Origin of the sequence: Streptomyces sp. PA03-1a (assembly GCF_033792805.1) — a bacterium.
Lineage (GTDB): Bacteria > Actinomycetota > Actinomycetes > Streptomycetales > Streptomycetaceae > Actinacidiphila.
This window is the reverse complement of sequence record NZ_JARAVO010000242.1, coordinates 1-14,346: the sequence shown is the minus strand read 5'-3', so window position 1 is coordinate 14,346 and position 14,346 is coordinate 1. Positions and strand designations below refer to the sequence as shown.

The window sequence follows — 14,346 nt, the reverse complement described above, 5'->3', positions numbered from 1 at the left end:
CCGGGGGGAGGGCGGCCTGGGGCTGGGGCTGCGGTTGCGGCGGGACCTGCTGCTCCTCGGGACGCCGCAGGGCACGGCGCCGCCCCGTGGGGGTCGGCGCGTCGGTGGTCGGCGCGGCGGGCAGCGCGAGCGCGGCACCGGGGGTCGCCACCGGCGCTGCGGGCCTGGGCGGCTGCGGCGCCGAGGACGGCGCCTGCGCCAGCGCGGCCGGGGCGGTACCGCGCACCGGCTCGGCCGGCACCGGCATGACGGTCGTCTCCGACTCCCGCCGGGGCTCCTTGACCGCCGTCTTCGCGCCGCCCTTGCCGACCGGCACCTCCATCACGTACGCGCTGCCCTGCCCGGGCACCTCGTGCGTCTGGAGCACGCCGCCGTGCTTCTCGACGATGCCCCGCGCGATGGGCAGGTGCACCGGGTTGTCGCCGGCGTGCGGGCCGCGCACCTCGATGCGGACGGAGTCGCCGCGCTGCGCCGCCGCCACCACGATCGTGGAGTCGACGCCGCCGACCACGACCGGCATGTTGCCGGCCGCGTCGACGCCCGCCACGTCCGCGATCAGGTGGGACAGCGCCTGGGACATCCGCTCGGCGTCCACGGTCGCCTCGATCGGCGGCGCGTGCACCGCGTACTGCGCCCGCCCGGGACCGATCAGCTCGACCGCCGCCTCGACGCCGGACGCCACGACCTTGTCCATCGAGGTCGTCTCGCGCTGCAGCTTCTCCTCGCCCCGGTCGAGCCGCTGGAAGGAGAGCACGCTGTCGATGAGCGTGGTGATCCGCGCGTAGCCCGCGGTGAGGTGGTGCAGGATCTGGTTGGCCTCCGGCCACAGCTGCCCGGCCGGGTCGTTGGCTAGCCCGGCCAGCTCGGCCCGCAGTTCGTCCAGCGGTCCGCGCAGGGCGTCGCCGAGCAGCGACTGCAGTTGCGCGTTGCGGGCGGCGAGCGCGTCGAAGCGCGTGCGGTCGGTGAAGGTCATCACCGCGCCGACCAGCTGGTCGCCCTCCCGCACCGGCGCCGTGATCAGGTCGACCGGAACCGAGCGCCCGTCCTTGCGCCACAGCACCTGGCCGCGGACCCGGTGCTTCAGCCCGGAGCGCAGCGTCTCGGAGAGCGGCGTCTCCTCGGCCGGCAGCGGGCTGCCGTCCGGACGGGAGTGGTGCACCAGCGGGTGCAGCTCCTGCCCGCCGAGGTCGGTGGCCCGGAAGCCCAGGATCTGCGCGGCCGAGGGGTTGACCAGGACGATCTTGCCGTCGGTGTCGACGCCGACCACGCCCTCGCTGGCGGCGCGCAGGATCATCTCGGTCTGGCGCTGCTGGCGGGCGAGTTCGGCCTCGGTGTCCAGCGTCCCGGTCAGGTCGCGGACGACCAGCATCAGCAGCTCGTCGCCGGTGTAGCTGTACGTCTCGGCGAAAGGTGTGCGGGCGTCGTCGAGGTTCGCGCTCGTGACCTCCACCGGAATTTCACTGCCGTCGGTCCGCCGGGCGACCATCCGGGTCGGCTTGGTGCGGCCCACGTCGTCGTCGGGGCGGCGCATCGAACCGGGGATGCGACGCGCGTCGAACGCCGGCAGGAGGTCGAGCAGCCCGCGGCCCACGAGGGCGGTGCCCGGCGACTCGAAGGTCTCCAGGGCGATGGAATTGGCGTTGACGACGGTCCCGTTGGCGTTCACCAGCAGCAGCGCGTCGGGGAGCGCGTCGAGTATTGCCGCGAGGCGAGCAGCGCCTCGGGATGGCCTGCTGCTCACGAGACGCGTCCTCCCTGAAAACCGCACTTGCTGCCGCGCCACCACCCGCGAAGGGGGCATCCACCGGTGGTGGCCATCTTGCCGCCGACCGGAGGGCATGTCACTAGAGCGAGTGTACGGGCAGAGGTTGGCGGCGAGGCTCCGGATGCCCATGTCCCGTACGCGTGAGTAGTGTTCGTGGTCGAGCCGTGCCGATGTGGTGTCGGTCACCTCCGCAGGTCACGCCCCCGGGCCACCGGACCCGTCGTGGACGGCGGGTGCGGGCAGCACCGGGGCCATCCGCCGCCAGCGGGCCGTCTCGCAGCCGTTGCTGCGGTCGTAGCGGGCGTCCACGGGCCGGCCGCGCCAGCTGCCCCGCACCGTCGCCCGCTGCGGGCCGCCGTAGATCATCGTGCACATCGTGCCCTCGGGCTCGGGCCCCACAGGCCCGCCCAGCCGCTCCAGGAGCGCGCACGCCTCCCTCGCGTCCGGGTGCGTCCCGCCCGCGGGGTCGCAGCGCAGGTCGTACTCGGACAGGTGCCCGCCCCCGTCGTCCACGGTCACCCGCAGCACGTCGGACGACTCCCCCGCCCCCGGAGGGCAAGCCAGGGCCGGTGCGGCCACCGTCAGCGGCAGGCCGAGCGCGAGCGCGGCGGTCATGGGTCCACGAGCCAATCGCATGCTCCGTCCCTACCTCCCCGGCACCGTCCGCGCCCGTCAATCCACCCGATCGTGGGCGCGCCGCCCCGGCGCCCGCCGCAACGCCTTTGCCCTGGCCGTGCACGGCCGAGTAATCTGGTCAGCGATTGGTCCCAGCCCGGTGGGCTGTGCCATCATCTGCACACACCCGCTCGCGCGGGTACGTGAGGAGGCGTCGCCTAGTCCGGTCTATGGCGCCGCACTGCTAATGCGGTTTGGGCTTTACCGTCCATCGAGGGTTCAAATCCCTCCGCCTCCGCCACACAGAAGCCCCGGCCACCCGGCCGGGGCTTCTGCCGTTCCCGGCACCCCTCCTGGACCCCGCATTCGGCGTTTCGGCAGGTCAGAGCGGGTGCGGCTAATGGATTTCACCTCACGGCGCGGGTCATGTAATGTTGTTCCCGCAACGCCGACCGGCAAGAAAACGCCGGGAAGCACAAGCACTCGTAGCTCAACGGATAGAGCATCTGACTACGGATCAGAAGGTTGCAGGTTCGAATCCTGCCGAGTGCACACAGCTCAGAAGGCCCCCGGGATCATCCCGGGGGCCTTCTGACATCAGCGGCTGACATCAACGTGGTTCGGGCCGGCGTCTCAGCCGGCCGCGAGGCTCACCGCGTCGCCGTCGTCGCCGTCCTCCTCATCCAGCCCGAGGGCGTCGTCCATGCGATCGGCCGCGGCCCTCAGGGTCGTGTGCATGACGTGCGCGTAGGTGTCGAGCGTCATCGTGATCGTGCTGTGCCCGAGCGTCTCCATGATGGTCCGAGCATCTACCCCCTGAGCCAGCAGCAGCGACGCGCACGTGTGCCGGAGGTCGTGCACCCGGACCCGGCGGATCTTGGCGTTGCGGCAGAGGACCGTGAGCATCCTGTTGAGGCTCCGGGGGTCCGTCGCGCGGCCCGTGGCGGTGGTGAAGATCAGCCCGCTCGGCTGCTGTGGGAGGGGCTGCCACTTGTCGCCGGCCACGGCCCGCTCCTTGGCCTGAGTGGTCTTGTGGGCGGTGAGTGCGGCGACACAGCGCTTCGGAAGCGAGATGGTCCGCACCGAACGCATCGTCTTCGGCGTTCCGAAGATCAGCTCACGCTTGATGCGCTGGAGATTGCGCCGGACCCGGAGCTGACCGTTGGTGAGGTCGACATCCGCCCATGTGAGGCCCAGCACCTCGCCCCGGCGCAGGCCGGTGGAGACCAGCAGTAGCCACAGCGCATAGAGCCGGTGGTCGCGTGCGGCCTTGAGCAGCATCTTGGCTTCGGCAGCATCCAACGGGCGGACTTCCTGTCGGGTGACCGTGGGGGTTTCCACGATCTTGGCGACGTTGCGGGCGATGAGTTCTTCTCGGACCGCCTGCTGGAGTGCGGAGCGCAGGACGGCGTGGACGTACTGGACCGTCCTCGCGGACGGGTGCCGCTTGCAGCACTTTCCGACCGCACAGCACGTCTGGTCGCCCTTCTCCCTGGCGGTGTCGACCCCTCGGAGGCAGCAGAGGCACCCGTTCTTGAACTCGGCCAGGAACAGGCGGACATCGGTTGGGGAGAGGCGGTTGAGCCTCTTCTTGCCGAGCGCCGGGGTGATGTAGAGCCGGCTCAGTCCCTCATAGCTGTTGAGCGTGGCGGGCTTGAGCCGAACGGACGCGATGGTGGCAAGCCAGTACGTGAGGTAGTCGCCGAACGCCATGGCGGAGGTGGCGGCCGGGATGCCCTGCCGGGTCTTCTCCTGGAGTTCGGTGAGCTTGTGGCTCACCTCCTCCCGCGTCTTGCCGTAGACAAATTTCCTCACGCGCGTACCGTCGGGGCGATAGACGTACGCAGCAGCGTGATAGCGGCCGTCCTTGCGCTTGGTGATGGTGCCTTCGCCGTTGGCGCGGCGCTTGGCCATTACGCGGCCTCCTCGATGCTCTGCTGGATGTAGTTGCGGACGGCGTCGACCGGGATGCGGCGCGAACGGCCGGCGGTGAAGCTTTGGAGCTGCCGGGAGTCAGAGGCCTGTTCCGGGGTAGCGGATGGGGCAGCCGCTGCGAGGTCGGTGAACCGGTCGCAGTCGTCCAGAAGTTCACGCCGCAGAGTCTGATGGAACCGCTCGATCTTCCCCGTGGTCGTCGGTGACTTCGGCTTGGTCAGCCGGTGCTTGATCCCGTTCTCCCGGCAGATCCGGTCGAACAGCACCTCACCAGGCTTGCCCGAGCCGAACCGGGCCGTGAACTGCTTGCCGTTGTCGGTCAGCACCTCCTCCGGGACCCCGAACCGCTGCAGGGCCTCACCGAAGGCCAGGCAGACCGCCCGCCCGGTCGCCCGCGGCACGACTTTCGCGATCACCACGAACCGCGAGTGGTCATCGATGCCGGTGACCACCTTGCACTCCGCCCCGCCGGCCAGCAGGACGCCGCCGACGATGTCCAGCTGCCACAGCTTCATCGCCTCCGACCGTTCCCACCTGCGGTAATCGGATCTGCGACGCTTCTGGACCCCCGGTTCGACCAGGCCGTTTCGGACCAGTACCCGATAGACCGTCGCCCGCGACGGCACCGGCGTGATCCGTTTGCGTTCCAGCTCGTGCACCAGCCGGCGCGGACCCCAACCCGGATGCGCCCGGCGCAGATCACACACCAACGCTTCCACCACGGACGGGATCCGGTGCGGACACGACGCCGGGCGGTGCGAACGATCCGCCAACCCCGAAAGGCCGCTCTGCTCGTACTTGCGCACCCACGCATGCACCGACTGCCGCGAGACCCCATAACGCGCCGCGACCTCGACCACCGGGGCGCCCGCGGCCACCTCCATGACCGCGTGATACCGCTGCTCGACCACGCTCAACTCCACCAGTACGGCCCCGGCCCTCCCGCGCACGCGCCGAATCAGACGCACACAGCCAAGCCGAGGCAAGCGGTGTCAAGCATCAGGTGAAGCCACACAGTCAGGCAGCGACGCTGCGCAGTAGAACTTTCCCTACTTGGTCAAGGTTCCTCGCCGCCGGGGCCCTGCGCTCCTGTCTCGCTCGCTCGGGCTGCCGTTATGGCAATGCGGGCATATCGTCCATATATATGCGACATTCGGTCCGATGGTCCGTTGCCGGATCCGGTGGGCGTGGCCCGACGGTATTACCGACCGGCGCATCGGCAGGAGGCGGCGCAAGCGGAGGAGGCGATGGCGACGGCGGGTGTGGATCTGCTGGTGCAGGTGGCTGTTGTCGTGCACATGCAGGCGGCTGCTACCGCCAGCGGGAGTGGGTGAAAGGTGTCCACGGGCGCCGGTCCCGTCCCGGCCTCTGAGTTCGGGGCTGAGGAGCTTGATGCAGCGCTGGAGCGTGTCGTGCAGGACACAGGAGCTTCGGTGGCGCTGGTGTATCTGCTGTTGCCTAGCGAGCGAGTGCTGCACCTGGCGGTGGTGTCCGGGGCGCCGGTGCGGCTCACCGCTCCGTGGGCGCAGGTCCCGTTGGATTCTCCGGAGGCGATGGCGCAGGCCGTGCGGGAGCGGCGTTTGGTGTGGCTGGGCAGCCAGGAGGAGGTGGCGCTGCGCAATCCACGGACCGGGCTACTGCTGCCCTATGACTTCATGGTGGCTGCCGCCCCGATGGCGCACGGCACGATGGTGTGGGGTGCGCTCGTGCTGGTGTGGCCTACCCGGGACCCGCCCGAGCTGGGCCGGCCCGAACGCGATGCGATGGACGCCTTCTGCTCCCGTGCAGGGCTGTTTTTGCAGCAGGCCGCCGAGCGTGGCCTCCCGCTCCTGCCGGGCGCCCAGCCGCGGGCACTGTCCCGGCGGTCTCCCCGCATCCCCGGCCGGGCCGAGGCGCTGGCTGCGGTCGAGTTCGCCGAGGGGTTGCCCATGGGCTGCTGGGCGCTGGACCCGGACGGCCTGATCACCTTCGTCAACGCTGCCGCGGCCAAGATGGTCGGGGCCGAGGCCACTGCCTTGCTGGGCGCCCGGCCCGAAAAAGTACTGCCCTGGCTCTCCGACACCCGTTTCGGGGACGCCTACCGGGCAGCCATCGTCACCCGGCGGCCCATCTCCTTCACCGTGCCGCGTCCGCCCGACCAGTGGTTGTCCTTCCGCCTGTACCCGCACGCCTACGGCATCAGCGTCCAGACCTCCCCCGCCACGACCGGGCAGGCACCGACCGAGGCACCATGGGAGCAGTCGGCACCCGCCTCGGAGTCGGACCGGGTCATAGGCGTCTACCCCCTGACGCAGCTGGCGACCACCCTCACCGAGGCCGCCGGGGTCGACGAGGTGGTCGCGCAGGTCACCGGCCAGCTAATGCCCGCCATCGGCGCCCAGGCGCTTGCCCTGATGGCCGTGGACGAAGGCCGGCTGCGCATCATCGGCCACCGCGGCTACACAGCCGACCTCATAAACCGCCTCGACGCGATACCGCTGGCCTCCCGCTCCCCGGCAGCACATGTCGTGGCTGCCGGTGTCCCCAGTTTCTTCGCCACCTTCGACGACTTCAAACGCGCCTACCCCGCCGCCGCCCCCCATGACGGCAAGGCCGCCTGGGCCTTCCTGCCGCTGATCGTCTCCGGCCGCACCTTCGGTTCCCTCGTCCTCTCCTACGACCAGCCCCACCCCTTCCCCCCGGCAGAACGCGCCATCCTGACCTCACTGGCCGGGCTGATCACCCAGGCACTGGACCGGGCCAGCCTCTACGACGCGAAACACCAGCTCGCCCACGGTCTGCAAAACGCCCTGCTGCCGCATGTCCTGCCCACCATCCCAGGCTTTCAGGTGGTCGCGCGATACCTCCCCACCACCCGCGGCATCGATGTCGGCGGCGACTTCTACGACCTCATCCGCTGCGATGCCACCAGCGCTGCCGCGGCCATCGGCGACGTCGAAGGTCACAATGTGAACGCCGCAGCCCTCATGGGCCAGGTCCGCACCGCCGTGCACGCCCACGCCACAACAGGCGCAGCGCCCGGCGACGTCCTCGCACGGACCAACCGCCTCATGGCCGACATCGGCGCCAGTCGGTTCGCCAGCTGCCTGTACGCCCACCTCGACCTGACACACCACCGCGCCCATCTGGCCACCGCCGGCCACCCCCCACCACTGCTGCGCCACCCCGACGGCCGCACCGAAGTTCTCGACCTGCCCCCCGGCCTACTGCTCGGCATCGACCCGACCGCCCACTACACGACCACCGAGATCCCCCTGCCGCCCGGAGCCGTACTCGCCCTCTACACCGACGGACTCGTGGAAACCCCCGGCACCGACATCGACGACACCATCGCCGCCCTCGCCAACCAGCTCACACACGCCCAAGACCAGACCATGGACGCCCTCGCCGACACCCTCATCCACCACGCCACCCACACCACACTTCGCAACGACGACATCGCCCTCCTCCTCATCCAGGCAACGAACTGAACCCTCCAAAAGAGGGATCGACACACCGACTGCGGCACTGTCAGCCATGTCGCGGGTCTCAGACCCGGGCAGTGTCAGAGGGCTCGGGCCCCGTCCGGCAGGGTTGCCTGCCCATACCCACTTGGACGCACACCGTCCTGCAGCCGATGGCCGAGCAGGTCAGCAGTCTCATTCGTCGCCGCTTATAGCCGTTCAACTCCCCTGCAGGGCGCCCAGGGGCCCGACCCGCGGGCGCCCACGAACCAAGGCACACCAGCCCGTGCAGAGTTGGAAAGCGTGCGCCACCCAAGGCTGGATAGGGCGCTTCACCGACAGCCAGCTCTGTCAAGCAGTAGGTGATGCCTGACATCAGCGTCTGACATCAACGTCGGCGCACACAGGCACACGCTGGCGTACAGGTGCATCCTGGCCGACAAGCCCTGGTGGCTAAGGGGGACCAGGTGATCCGTGTGCGCCCCCGCCTACGGATCAGAAGGTTGCAGGTTCGAATCCTGCCGAGTGCACAACAAGCCAGAGGCCCCCGGGATCACCCGGGGGCCTCTCGCGTTGGGGGGTCGTTGCGGCGGCTAGGGTGTGCGCAGTCAGGACCGAGTACACACAAGGAGGGGTGGTCACGATGGCGGACATCGAGGCGGCCAAGAAGGCGTTCACGCGATTCGATGTCGACGGGGACGGGCTCATCACGGCGAGCGAGTACAAGAGCGTGATGGCGCAGCTCGGGGACTTCAACGTGACCGAGACCGTGGCGCAGAGCGTCATCAGGGCCGTCGACGCCAACGGCGACGGCAAGATCTCGTGGGACGAGTTCTGGGCGGCCCAGCAGGCCTGACGCCGGGCCGGGGGTTCAGGTCTCCTCGAGGAGGAGCTGGGGGACCTCGGTCGCGCCGCAGAGCCGCAGGGTGCGCGCGTGCAGTCGTGGGCAGCGGATGGTGACGCGGTCGGCGGGGCCGAGGGACGCCACGTGGCGGATCAGGACGGATGCGCAGCGGGCGTCGAGGAAGGCCACCCGGGTGAGGTCGACCCGGTACGGCGGGCCGGCGGGCGCCGCGAAAGCGTGACGGACGACCAGTTCGAAGTCGTTGCGGGTGGCGAGGTCCGCGTCGCCGCGCAGGGTGAGGGTGTCGCCGGAGCGCTCCGCGCGCAGTGATCCGTGGCGGGGGCGTACGCAGACCGGGTGGGCCGCCCGGACCCGGTCGAGGAGCGAGGCGGCGAAGCGCCGCTGGTCGTACTCGCAGATGGTGGTGAGGCCGAGGCCCGCGAGGATCGGGGTCATGGCGGTCTCGTGGCCGAGCAGGCGGTCGCGGTCGAGGTGGGGGCCGAGGGCCCAGGACATGTCGCCGGCGACGCGGAGGCCGGAGAAGCCATGGCAGTGGGCGGTGTTCGTCAGGGCGGTCCAGGCGGCGGCGCCGTCGTAGCCGGGGACCTCGGGGGTGATGACGAGGGCGCTGTGGCGGACCGCGTCGGCGGCGCGGACCCCGTGGGCGCCGAGGCGGGTGACGGCCTCGGCCGGGGGCGTACCGGGATCGGTGAAGAGCAGGACGCGTTCGCCGCGGGCGAGCCCGATCGCGGTGAAGGCGGCGCGGATCTCCCAGCGGTCGTCCTCGTCCTGGAAGCCGAGGCAGGCGTGGTCGCCGGACGCCATGCGGTCGACCGAGACAGTACGAGGCACGGTGCCGCTGTCCATGGGGCCGAACATACGCCCGGCCCCGTGGAGCGGCCGGGCGCTGAACGCCTTTGAGCGGAGGGTTCCGTTCCTGTCGGTGGACTGTCCCCGATTGCCTGCGGACGGACCTTCAGTGACCGGTGGGCATCAGCGCCGCGGCCAGCCGGCGCCACTGCTCGCGCGGCAGTCCGGACCGGTCCTCGCCCGAGGCCAGCACCTGGACGGCGACGTGGTCGGCGCCCGCGTCGAGGAAGGCGTCGATCCGCTGCCGGACCCGCTCCTCGTCGCCCCAGCCGAAGAGCGCGTCGACCAGGCGGTCGCTGCCCCCGTCGGCGAGGTCGTCCTCGGTGAACCCCAGGCGCAGCCAGTTGTTGGTGTAGTTGGGGAGCGTCAGGTAGAACGCCAGCATCTCCCGGGCCGTCTCGCGGGCCCGTGCCGGGTCGGTCTCCAGGACGACCGTGAACTCCGGTGCCAGCAGCGGCCCCTCGCCCAGCGTGGCCCGCGCCTGCGCGGTGTGCTCGACGGTGACCAGGTAGGGGTGGGCGCCCGCCGAGCGGTCGCGCGCGAGGTCCAGCATCCGCGGGCCGAGCGCGGCGAGCACCCGGTTCCCGGCCGGGGCCCCGGCGGCGTCCAGCTCGTCGAGGTAGCGGGTCATCGCGGCGTACGGGTGCTTGTACTGCTCGGCGAGGCGGGCGTGGCTGACGCCCAGCCCGAGCAGGAAGCGCCCGGGGTGGGCGGCCTCGAGGCCCGCCTGGCGGGCGGCGGTGTCCTCGGCCCCGTACTGCCAGATGCTGAGGATGCCGGTCGCGACGGTGATGGAGGAGGTGGCCTCGATCAGCGGTACCGCGTGCTCGACGCCGCTGCTGCCGCCGAGCCACAGGGCCCCGTAGCCCAGTTCCTCCAGTTCGCCAGCGGTCTCGGCGAGTTCGGCCGCGCGGGCCGGATCGGGGTCGCGCAGCCCGGCGTTCCACAGGCCGTAGCGCCCGATCGCCGGCGTCCGGCTGTCGCTCATGGGTCTTCTCCCGCCGTGAAGTCCGTTTGAAGTTCGACGTCCTTCGTACCAAAACGGGGTCCGCGACCCGCGCATTCCCGGCCCGGCGGCGCGTCAGGGCCTTCGCGACAGGGGATTCTCAGGGAAATCACAGGCAGCGGAAAGGGGGTTCTCAGCGGCGGTTCACAGGATGCGGGCATGACCGCGTCACCTTCCCCCGCCGCCGACCTCACGCGTCCCGGCGGCGTACCTGTCCGGGTGCTCGTCGTCGACGACGAGCACGCCCTCGCCGACCTGCTCTCCATGGCCCTGCGCTACGAGGGCTGGGACGTCCACACCGAAGGCACCGGCTCCGACGCGCTGCGCGCCGCGCGCGAGGTGCGACCGGACGCCGTGGTCCTCGACGTCATGCTGCCCGACATGGACGGCCTGGAGGTCCTGGCCCGGCTGCGCCGCGAACTGCCCGACGTGCCGGTGCTGTTCCTCACCGCCAAGGACGCCGTCGAGGACCGCATCGCGGGTCTCACCGCGGGCGGTGACGACTACGTCACCAAGCCGTTCAGCCTGGAGGAGGTCGTGGCCCGGCTGCGCGGGCTGCTCCGCCGGGCCGGGGCCGCCGCCGCCCGCCAGGAGTCGCTGCTGGTCGTGGGTGACCTCGTGCTCGACGAGGACAGCCACGAGGTCAGCCGCGGCGGCCAGGGCATCCACCTCACGGCCACCGAGTTCGAGCTGCTGCGGTACCTGATGCGCAATCCGCGCCGGGTGCTGAGCAAGGCGCAGATCCTCGACCGCGTCTGGTCCTACGACTTCGGGGGCCAGGCCAACGTCGTCGAGCTCTACATCTCCTACCTGCGCAAGAAGATCGACGTGGGCCGCCCCCCGATGATCCACACCCGGCGCGGCGCCGGCTACCTGATCAAGCCGGGCGAAGCGGCGTGAGCCGGGCCCGCCGGCGCGCGTCCCTGCGGACCCGGCTGGTGGTCTCCTCGGTCGCGCTGATCGCGGTCGTGTGCGCGGTCATCGGTACGGTCACGACGCTCGCCCTGCAGTCCTTCCTCTTCACGCAACTGGACAAGCAGGTGGTGGCGGTCGCCGGCCGGGCCCGGCTGGACCCGGGGTACGACGGCAAGCATCCGGTCGGGCCGCCGGTCCCCGGCACCGGGTCCCTGCGCTTCATCACCGGGCCCGGCATCGCCCCCGGGACCGTGGGCGCCCGGCTCGACGCGACCGGCGCGGTGACCGCCGCCGGCGTCAGCGCGCAGCCCAGCGGCACCCAGTCCCGGCTGCAGGCCCGGCCGCTCACCGCTCCGCAGCGCGAAGCGTTCGCGGCCGTCCCCCTGGACGGCCTGCCGCACACGCTCGACGTCCCGGGACTGGGGGGCTTCCGCGTGCAGTCGGCCACCGACGGCAGCGGTGGGTGGCTGCTCGTGGGACTGCCGACGACGGCCGTCCGCGACACCATCGGCACCCTCGTGGTCGTCGAGGCCTGCGTCACCGCCGCGGGGCTGGCCGCCGCCGGGATGGCCGGCTTCGTCATGATCCGGCTCAGCCTCCACCCGCTGCGCCGGGTCGCCGCCACCGCCACCCGGGTCTCCGAACTCACCCTCCACCGTGGGGAGGTCGCCCTCCACGACCGCGTGCCGGACGCCGACACCGATCCGCGCACCGAGGTCGGCCAGGTCGGCGCCGCGCTCAACCGCATGCTCGACCACGTCGGCAACGCCCTGCACGCCCGCCAGGAGAGCGAGACCCGGGTCCGCCGTTTCGTCGCCGACGCCAGCCACGAACTGCGCACCCCGCTGGCCTCCATCCGCGGGTACGCCGAGCTGACCCGGCGCGGCCGGGAGACGATCGGCCCGGACACCCGGCACGCGCTCGGCCGGATCGAGTCGGAGGCGAGCCGGATGACCACCCTGGTGGAGGACCTGCTGCTGCTCGCGCGGCTGGACGCCGGGCGTCCGCTCGGCCTGACCGGGACGGACATGTCCCCGCTGGTCGTCGACGCCGTCAGCGACGCCCGCGCGGCCGGGAACGACCACCGCTGGCTGCTGAACCTCCCGGACGAACCCGCCGTCGTGCACGGCGACCCGGAGCGCCTGCACCAGGTGCTGACCAACCTGCTCGCCAACGCCCGCACCCACACCCCGCCCGGCAGCACCGTCGTCGCGCGCGTCGTGCCGCGCGGCCGGGAGGTGCTGGTCGAGGTCGAGGACGACGGTCCCGGCATCCCGTCCGCCCTGCTGCCGCACGTCTTCGAGCGCTTCGCGCGCGGTGACGCCTCCCGCTCCCGGGCGGCGGGCAGCACGGGCCTGGGACTCGCCATCGTCCAGGCCGTGGTGGCCGCACACCGCGGCGCGGTGTCCATCGACAGCGTGCCCGGCCGTACCGTCTTCCGCGTCCACCTGCCCGCCGCGCACTCACAGCTGCCGCTCAGCGCCGCCACAACGTCATGACAGCGGGCCGGACCAAGGTCGTCGCCATGCGAACCCAACAGCTCCCACCGACCGGCCGGCCGGCCCGGGGCCCGGAGGCCCTCCCCGCCCGTGAGCACCTGGCCGTCGCGCAGACCGAACCGGTGCTCGACGTCGTGATCCCCGTGCACAACGAGGAGAAGGACCTCGAAGGCTGCGTTCGCCGGCTCCACACGCACCTGCGGCGCACCTTCCCCTACCCGTTCCGGATCACCGTCGCCGACAACGCCAGCACCGACCGCACGCCGCTGATCGCCACGGCCCTGGAGGCCGAGCTCCCCGAGGTCACCGCCTTCCGGCTGGAGCGCAAGGGCCGCGGCCACGCCCTGCGCGCGGTGTGGTCGGCCTCCGGGGCGCCGGTGCTGGCGTACATGGACGCCGACCTCTCCACCGACCTCAACGCGCTGCTGCCGCTGGTCGCCCCGCTGATCTCCGGCCACTCCGACCTGGCGGTCGGCTCCCGGCTGGCCCGCAGCTCGCGCGTCGTGCGGGGCGCCAAGCGCGAGTTCATCTCCCGCTCCTACAACGTCCTGCTGCGGACCTCGCTGGCCGCCCGCTTCTCCGACGCGCAGTGCGGCTTCAAGGCCATCCGCAAGGACGTCGCGGAGCGGCTGCTGCCCCTGGTGGAGGACACCGGCTGGTTCTTCGACACCGAGATGCTCGTGCTGGCCGAACGGGCCGGGCTGCGCATCCACGAGGTGCCGGTCGACTGGGTCGACGACCCCGACTCGAGCGTGGACGTCGTCAGGACCGCCACCGACGACCTCAAGGGCGTGTGGCGGGTGGGCAGGGCGCTGGCCACGGGCGCCCTCCCGCTCGACCGGCTGCGCCGGCCCTTCGGCGACGACCCGCGCGACCGCCTTCTCGCCGACGTGCCGGCCGGGCTCGCCCGGCAGTTGGTCGGCTTCTGCGTCGTCGGCGGGCTGAGCACGGTCGCGTACCTGCTGCTGTACACGCTCTTCCGCACCCTTTGCGGCGCCCAGGCCGCCAACGCCCTCGCCCTGCTGCTCTCGGCGGTGGGCAACACGGCCGCCAACCGGCGGCTGACCTTCGGTGTACGCGGCCGCGACAAGGCTGTGCGGCACCAGGCGCAGGGGCTGGTCGTCTTCGGCATCGGCCTGGCGCTCACCAGCGGATCGCTGGCCGCGCTGCACGTCGCCGACACCACGCCCGCGCACGGCACCGAACTCGCCGTGCTCGTCGCGGCCAACCTCGCCGCGACGGTGCTGCGTTTCCTGCTCTTCCGCACCTGGGTCTTCCCCGACCGGGCGGGCGGCACCCCGCCCGTACCGGTCGCGGATCCCACCCGGGACGCCGCCGCCCCCCTGCCGACCGCGCGTCCCGACGCGTACGACCCGAGGAGCGACCGATGACCACGTCGCGCAGCGACGAGGCCCGGGACCGGGCCGTGCCCGCTCAGCGCCCCCTCCCCCTCC

At 71.7% G+C, this 14,346-nt stretch carries 10 protein-coding genes, 2 tRNA genes and 1 pseudogene; 7 read left to right on the top strand and 6 right to left on the bottom strand.

Annotated elements, in window-relative coordinates; genetic code table 11:
• Positions 1–1,741, bottom strand: a 1,741-nt coding sequence (locus tag PV341_RS37130) for a PAS domain-containing protein (RefSeq protein ID WP_500360115.1), incomplete at its 3' end; no start/stop codon positions are given.
• 219 nt (positions 1,742–1,960) lie between these two features.
• Complete coding sequence (locus PV341_RS37125) at positions 1,961–2,401, bottom strand: SSI family serine proteinase inhibitor (protein WP_500360114.1); 441 nt, start codon at positions 2,399–2,401, stop codon at positions 1,961–1,963.
• 186 nt (positions 2,402–2,587) lie between these two features.
• Between PV341_RS37125 and PV341_RS37120 the strand changes: the two genes are divergently transcribed.
• Together PV341_RS37120 and PV341_RS37115 are read left to right on the top strand one after the other, a co-directional pair.
• Positions 2,588–2,681: transfer RNA gene (locus PV341_RS37120), tRNA-Ser, on the top strand.
• A 178-nt stretch (positions 2,682–2,859) separates the two neighbouring features.
• Positions 2,860–2,932 (top strand) — tRNA-Arg (locus tag PV341_RS37115).
• A gap of 81 nt (positions 2,933–3,013) precedes the next feature.
• Here the strand turns inward: PV341_RS37115 and PV341_RS37110 are convergent.
• The gene (locus PV341_RS37110; protein WP_500360113.1) at positions 3,014–4,294 is read right to left on the bottom strand and encodes a tyrosine-type recombinase/integrase; all 1,281 of its coding nucleotides are present in this window, start codon (positions 4,292–4,294) and stop codon (positions 3,014–3,016) included.
• A 131-nt stretch (positions 4,295–4,425) separates the two neighbouring features.
• A pseudogene (locus tag PV341_RS37105) lies at positions 4,426–5,232 on the bottom strand (IS481 family transposase); the annotation flags it as partial.
• A gap of 516 nt (positions 5,233–5,748) precedes the next feature.
• On the opposite strand from PV341_RS37105, the gene PV341_RS37100 reads away from it, so the two are divergent.
• Entirely contained in the window at positions 5,749–7,785 is a 2,037-nt protein-coding gene (locus PV341_RS37100) for a SpoIIE family protein phosphatase (RefSeq protein WP_500360111.1), read from the top strand.
• A gap of 616 nt (positions 7,786–8,401) precedes the next feature.
• Positions 8,402–8,614 (top strand): EF-hand domain-containing protein, encoded by a 213-nt coding sequence (locus tag PV341_RS37095; RefSeq protein ID WP_500332270.1) that lies wholly within the window; start codon positions 8,402–8,404, stop codon positions 8,612–8,614.
• A 15-nt stretch (positions 8,615–8,629) separates the two neighbouring features.
• Here the strand turns inward: PV341_RS37095 and PV341_RS37090 are convergent, their stop codons facing one another.
• Together PV341_RS37090 and PV341_RS37085 are read right to left on the bottom strand one after the other, a co-directional pair.
• Positions 8,630–9,469, bottom strand: a complete 840-nt coding sequence (locus PV341_RS37090; RefSeq protein WP_500332269.1) for an MEDS domain-containing protein — start codon at positions 9,467–9,469, stop codon at positions 8,630–8,632.
• A 109-nt stretch (positions 9,470–9,578) separates the two neighbouring features.
• Positions 9,579–10,460 carry an LLM class F420-dependent oxidoreductase gene (locus PV341_RS37085; protein WP_500332268.1) on the bottom strand — a complete coding sequence of 294 codons (882 nt, stop codon included), beginning with the start codon at positions 10,458–10,460 and terminating at the stop codon, positions 9,579–9,581.
• 177 nt (positions 10,461–10,637) lie between these two features.
• Here PV341_RS37085 and PV341_RS37080 point away from each other — a divergent pair, with 177 nt between their 5' ends.
• From PV341_RS37080 to PV341_RS37070, 3 genes are read left to right on the top strand one after another with little or no spacing between them, the layout of a single operon-like run.
• Positions 10,638–11,378, top strand: a complete 741-nt coding sequence (locus PV341_RS37080; RefSeq protein WP_500332267.1) for a response regulator transcription factor — start codon at positions 10,638–10,640, stop codon at positions 11,376–11,378.
• Positions 11,375–12,892: a sensor histidine kinase gene (locus PV341_RS37075; protein ID WP_500332266.1), complete on the top strand. Its 1,518-nt coding sequence runs from the start codon at positions 11,375–11,377 to the stop codon at positions 12,890–12,892. Before PV341_RS37080 ends, PV341_RS37075 begins: the two co-directional genes overlap by 4 nt.
• Before the next feature lie 26 nt (positions 12,893–12,918).
• Positions 12,919–14,283 carry a bifunctional glycosyltransferase family 2/GtrA family protein gene (locus PV341_RS37070; protein WP_500332265.1) on the top strand — a complete coding sequence of 455 codons (1,365 nt, stop codon included), beginning with the start codon at positions 12,919–12,921 and terminating at the stop codon, positions 14,281–14,283.
• The last annotated feature ends 63 nt before the right edge of the window (positions 14,284–14,346 follow it).

Excerpts from the sequence above, each read along its gene's own strand:
- PV341_RS37125 (WP_500360114.1), bottom strand. The coding sequence starts at position 2,401 with ATGCGATTGGCTCGTGGACCCATGACCGCCGCGCTCGCGCTCGGCCTG.
- PV341_RS37110 (WP_500360113.1), bottom strand. The coding sequence starts at position 4,294 with ATGGCCAAGCGCCGCGCCAACGGCGAAGGCACCATCACCAAGCGCAAG.
- PV341_RS37095 (WP_500332270.1), top strand. The coding sequence starts at position 8,402 with ATGGCGGACATCGAGGCGGCCAAGAAGGCGTTCACGCGATTCGATGTC.
- PV341_RS37090 (WP_500332269.1), bottom strand. The coding sequence starts at position 9,469 with ATGGACAGCGGCACCGTGCCTCGTACTGTCTCGGTCGACCGCATGGCG.
- PV341_RS37085 (WP_500332268.1), bottom strand. The coding sequence starts at position 10,460 with ATGAGCGACAGCCGGACGCCGGCGATCGGGCGCTACGGCCTGTGGAAC.
- PV341_RS37080 (WP_500332267.1), top strand. The coding sequence starts at position 10,638 with ATGACCGCGTCACCTTCCCCCGCCGCCGACCTCACGCGTCCCGGCGGC.
- PV341_RS37070 (WP_500332265.1), top strand. The coding sequence starts at position 12,919 with ATGCGAACCCAACAGCTCCCACCGACCGGCCGGCCGGCCCGGGGCCCG.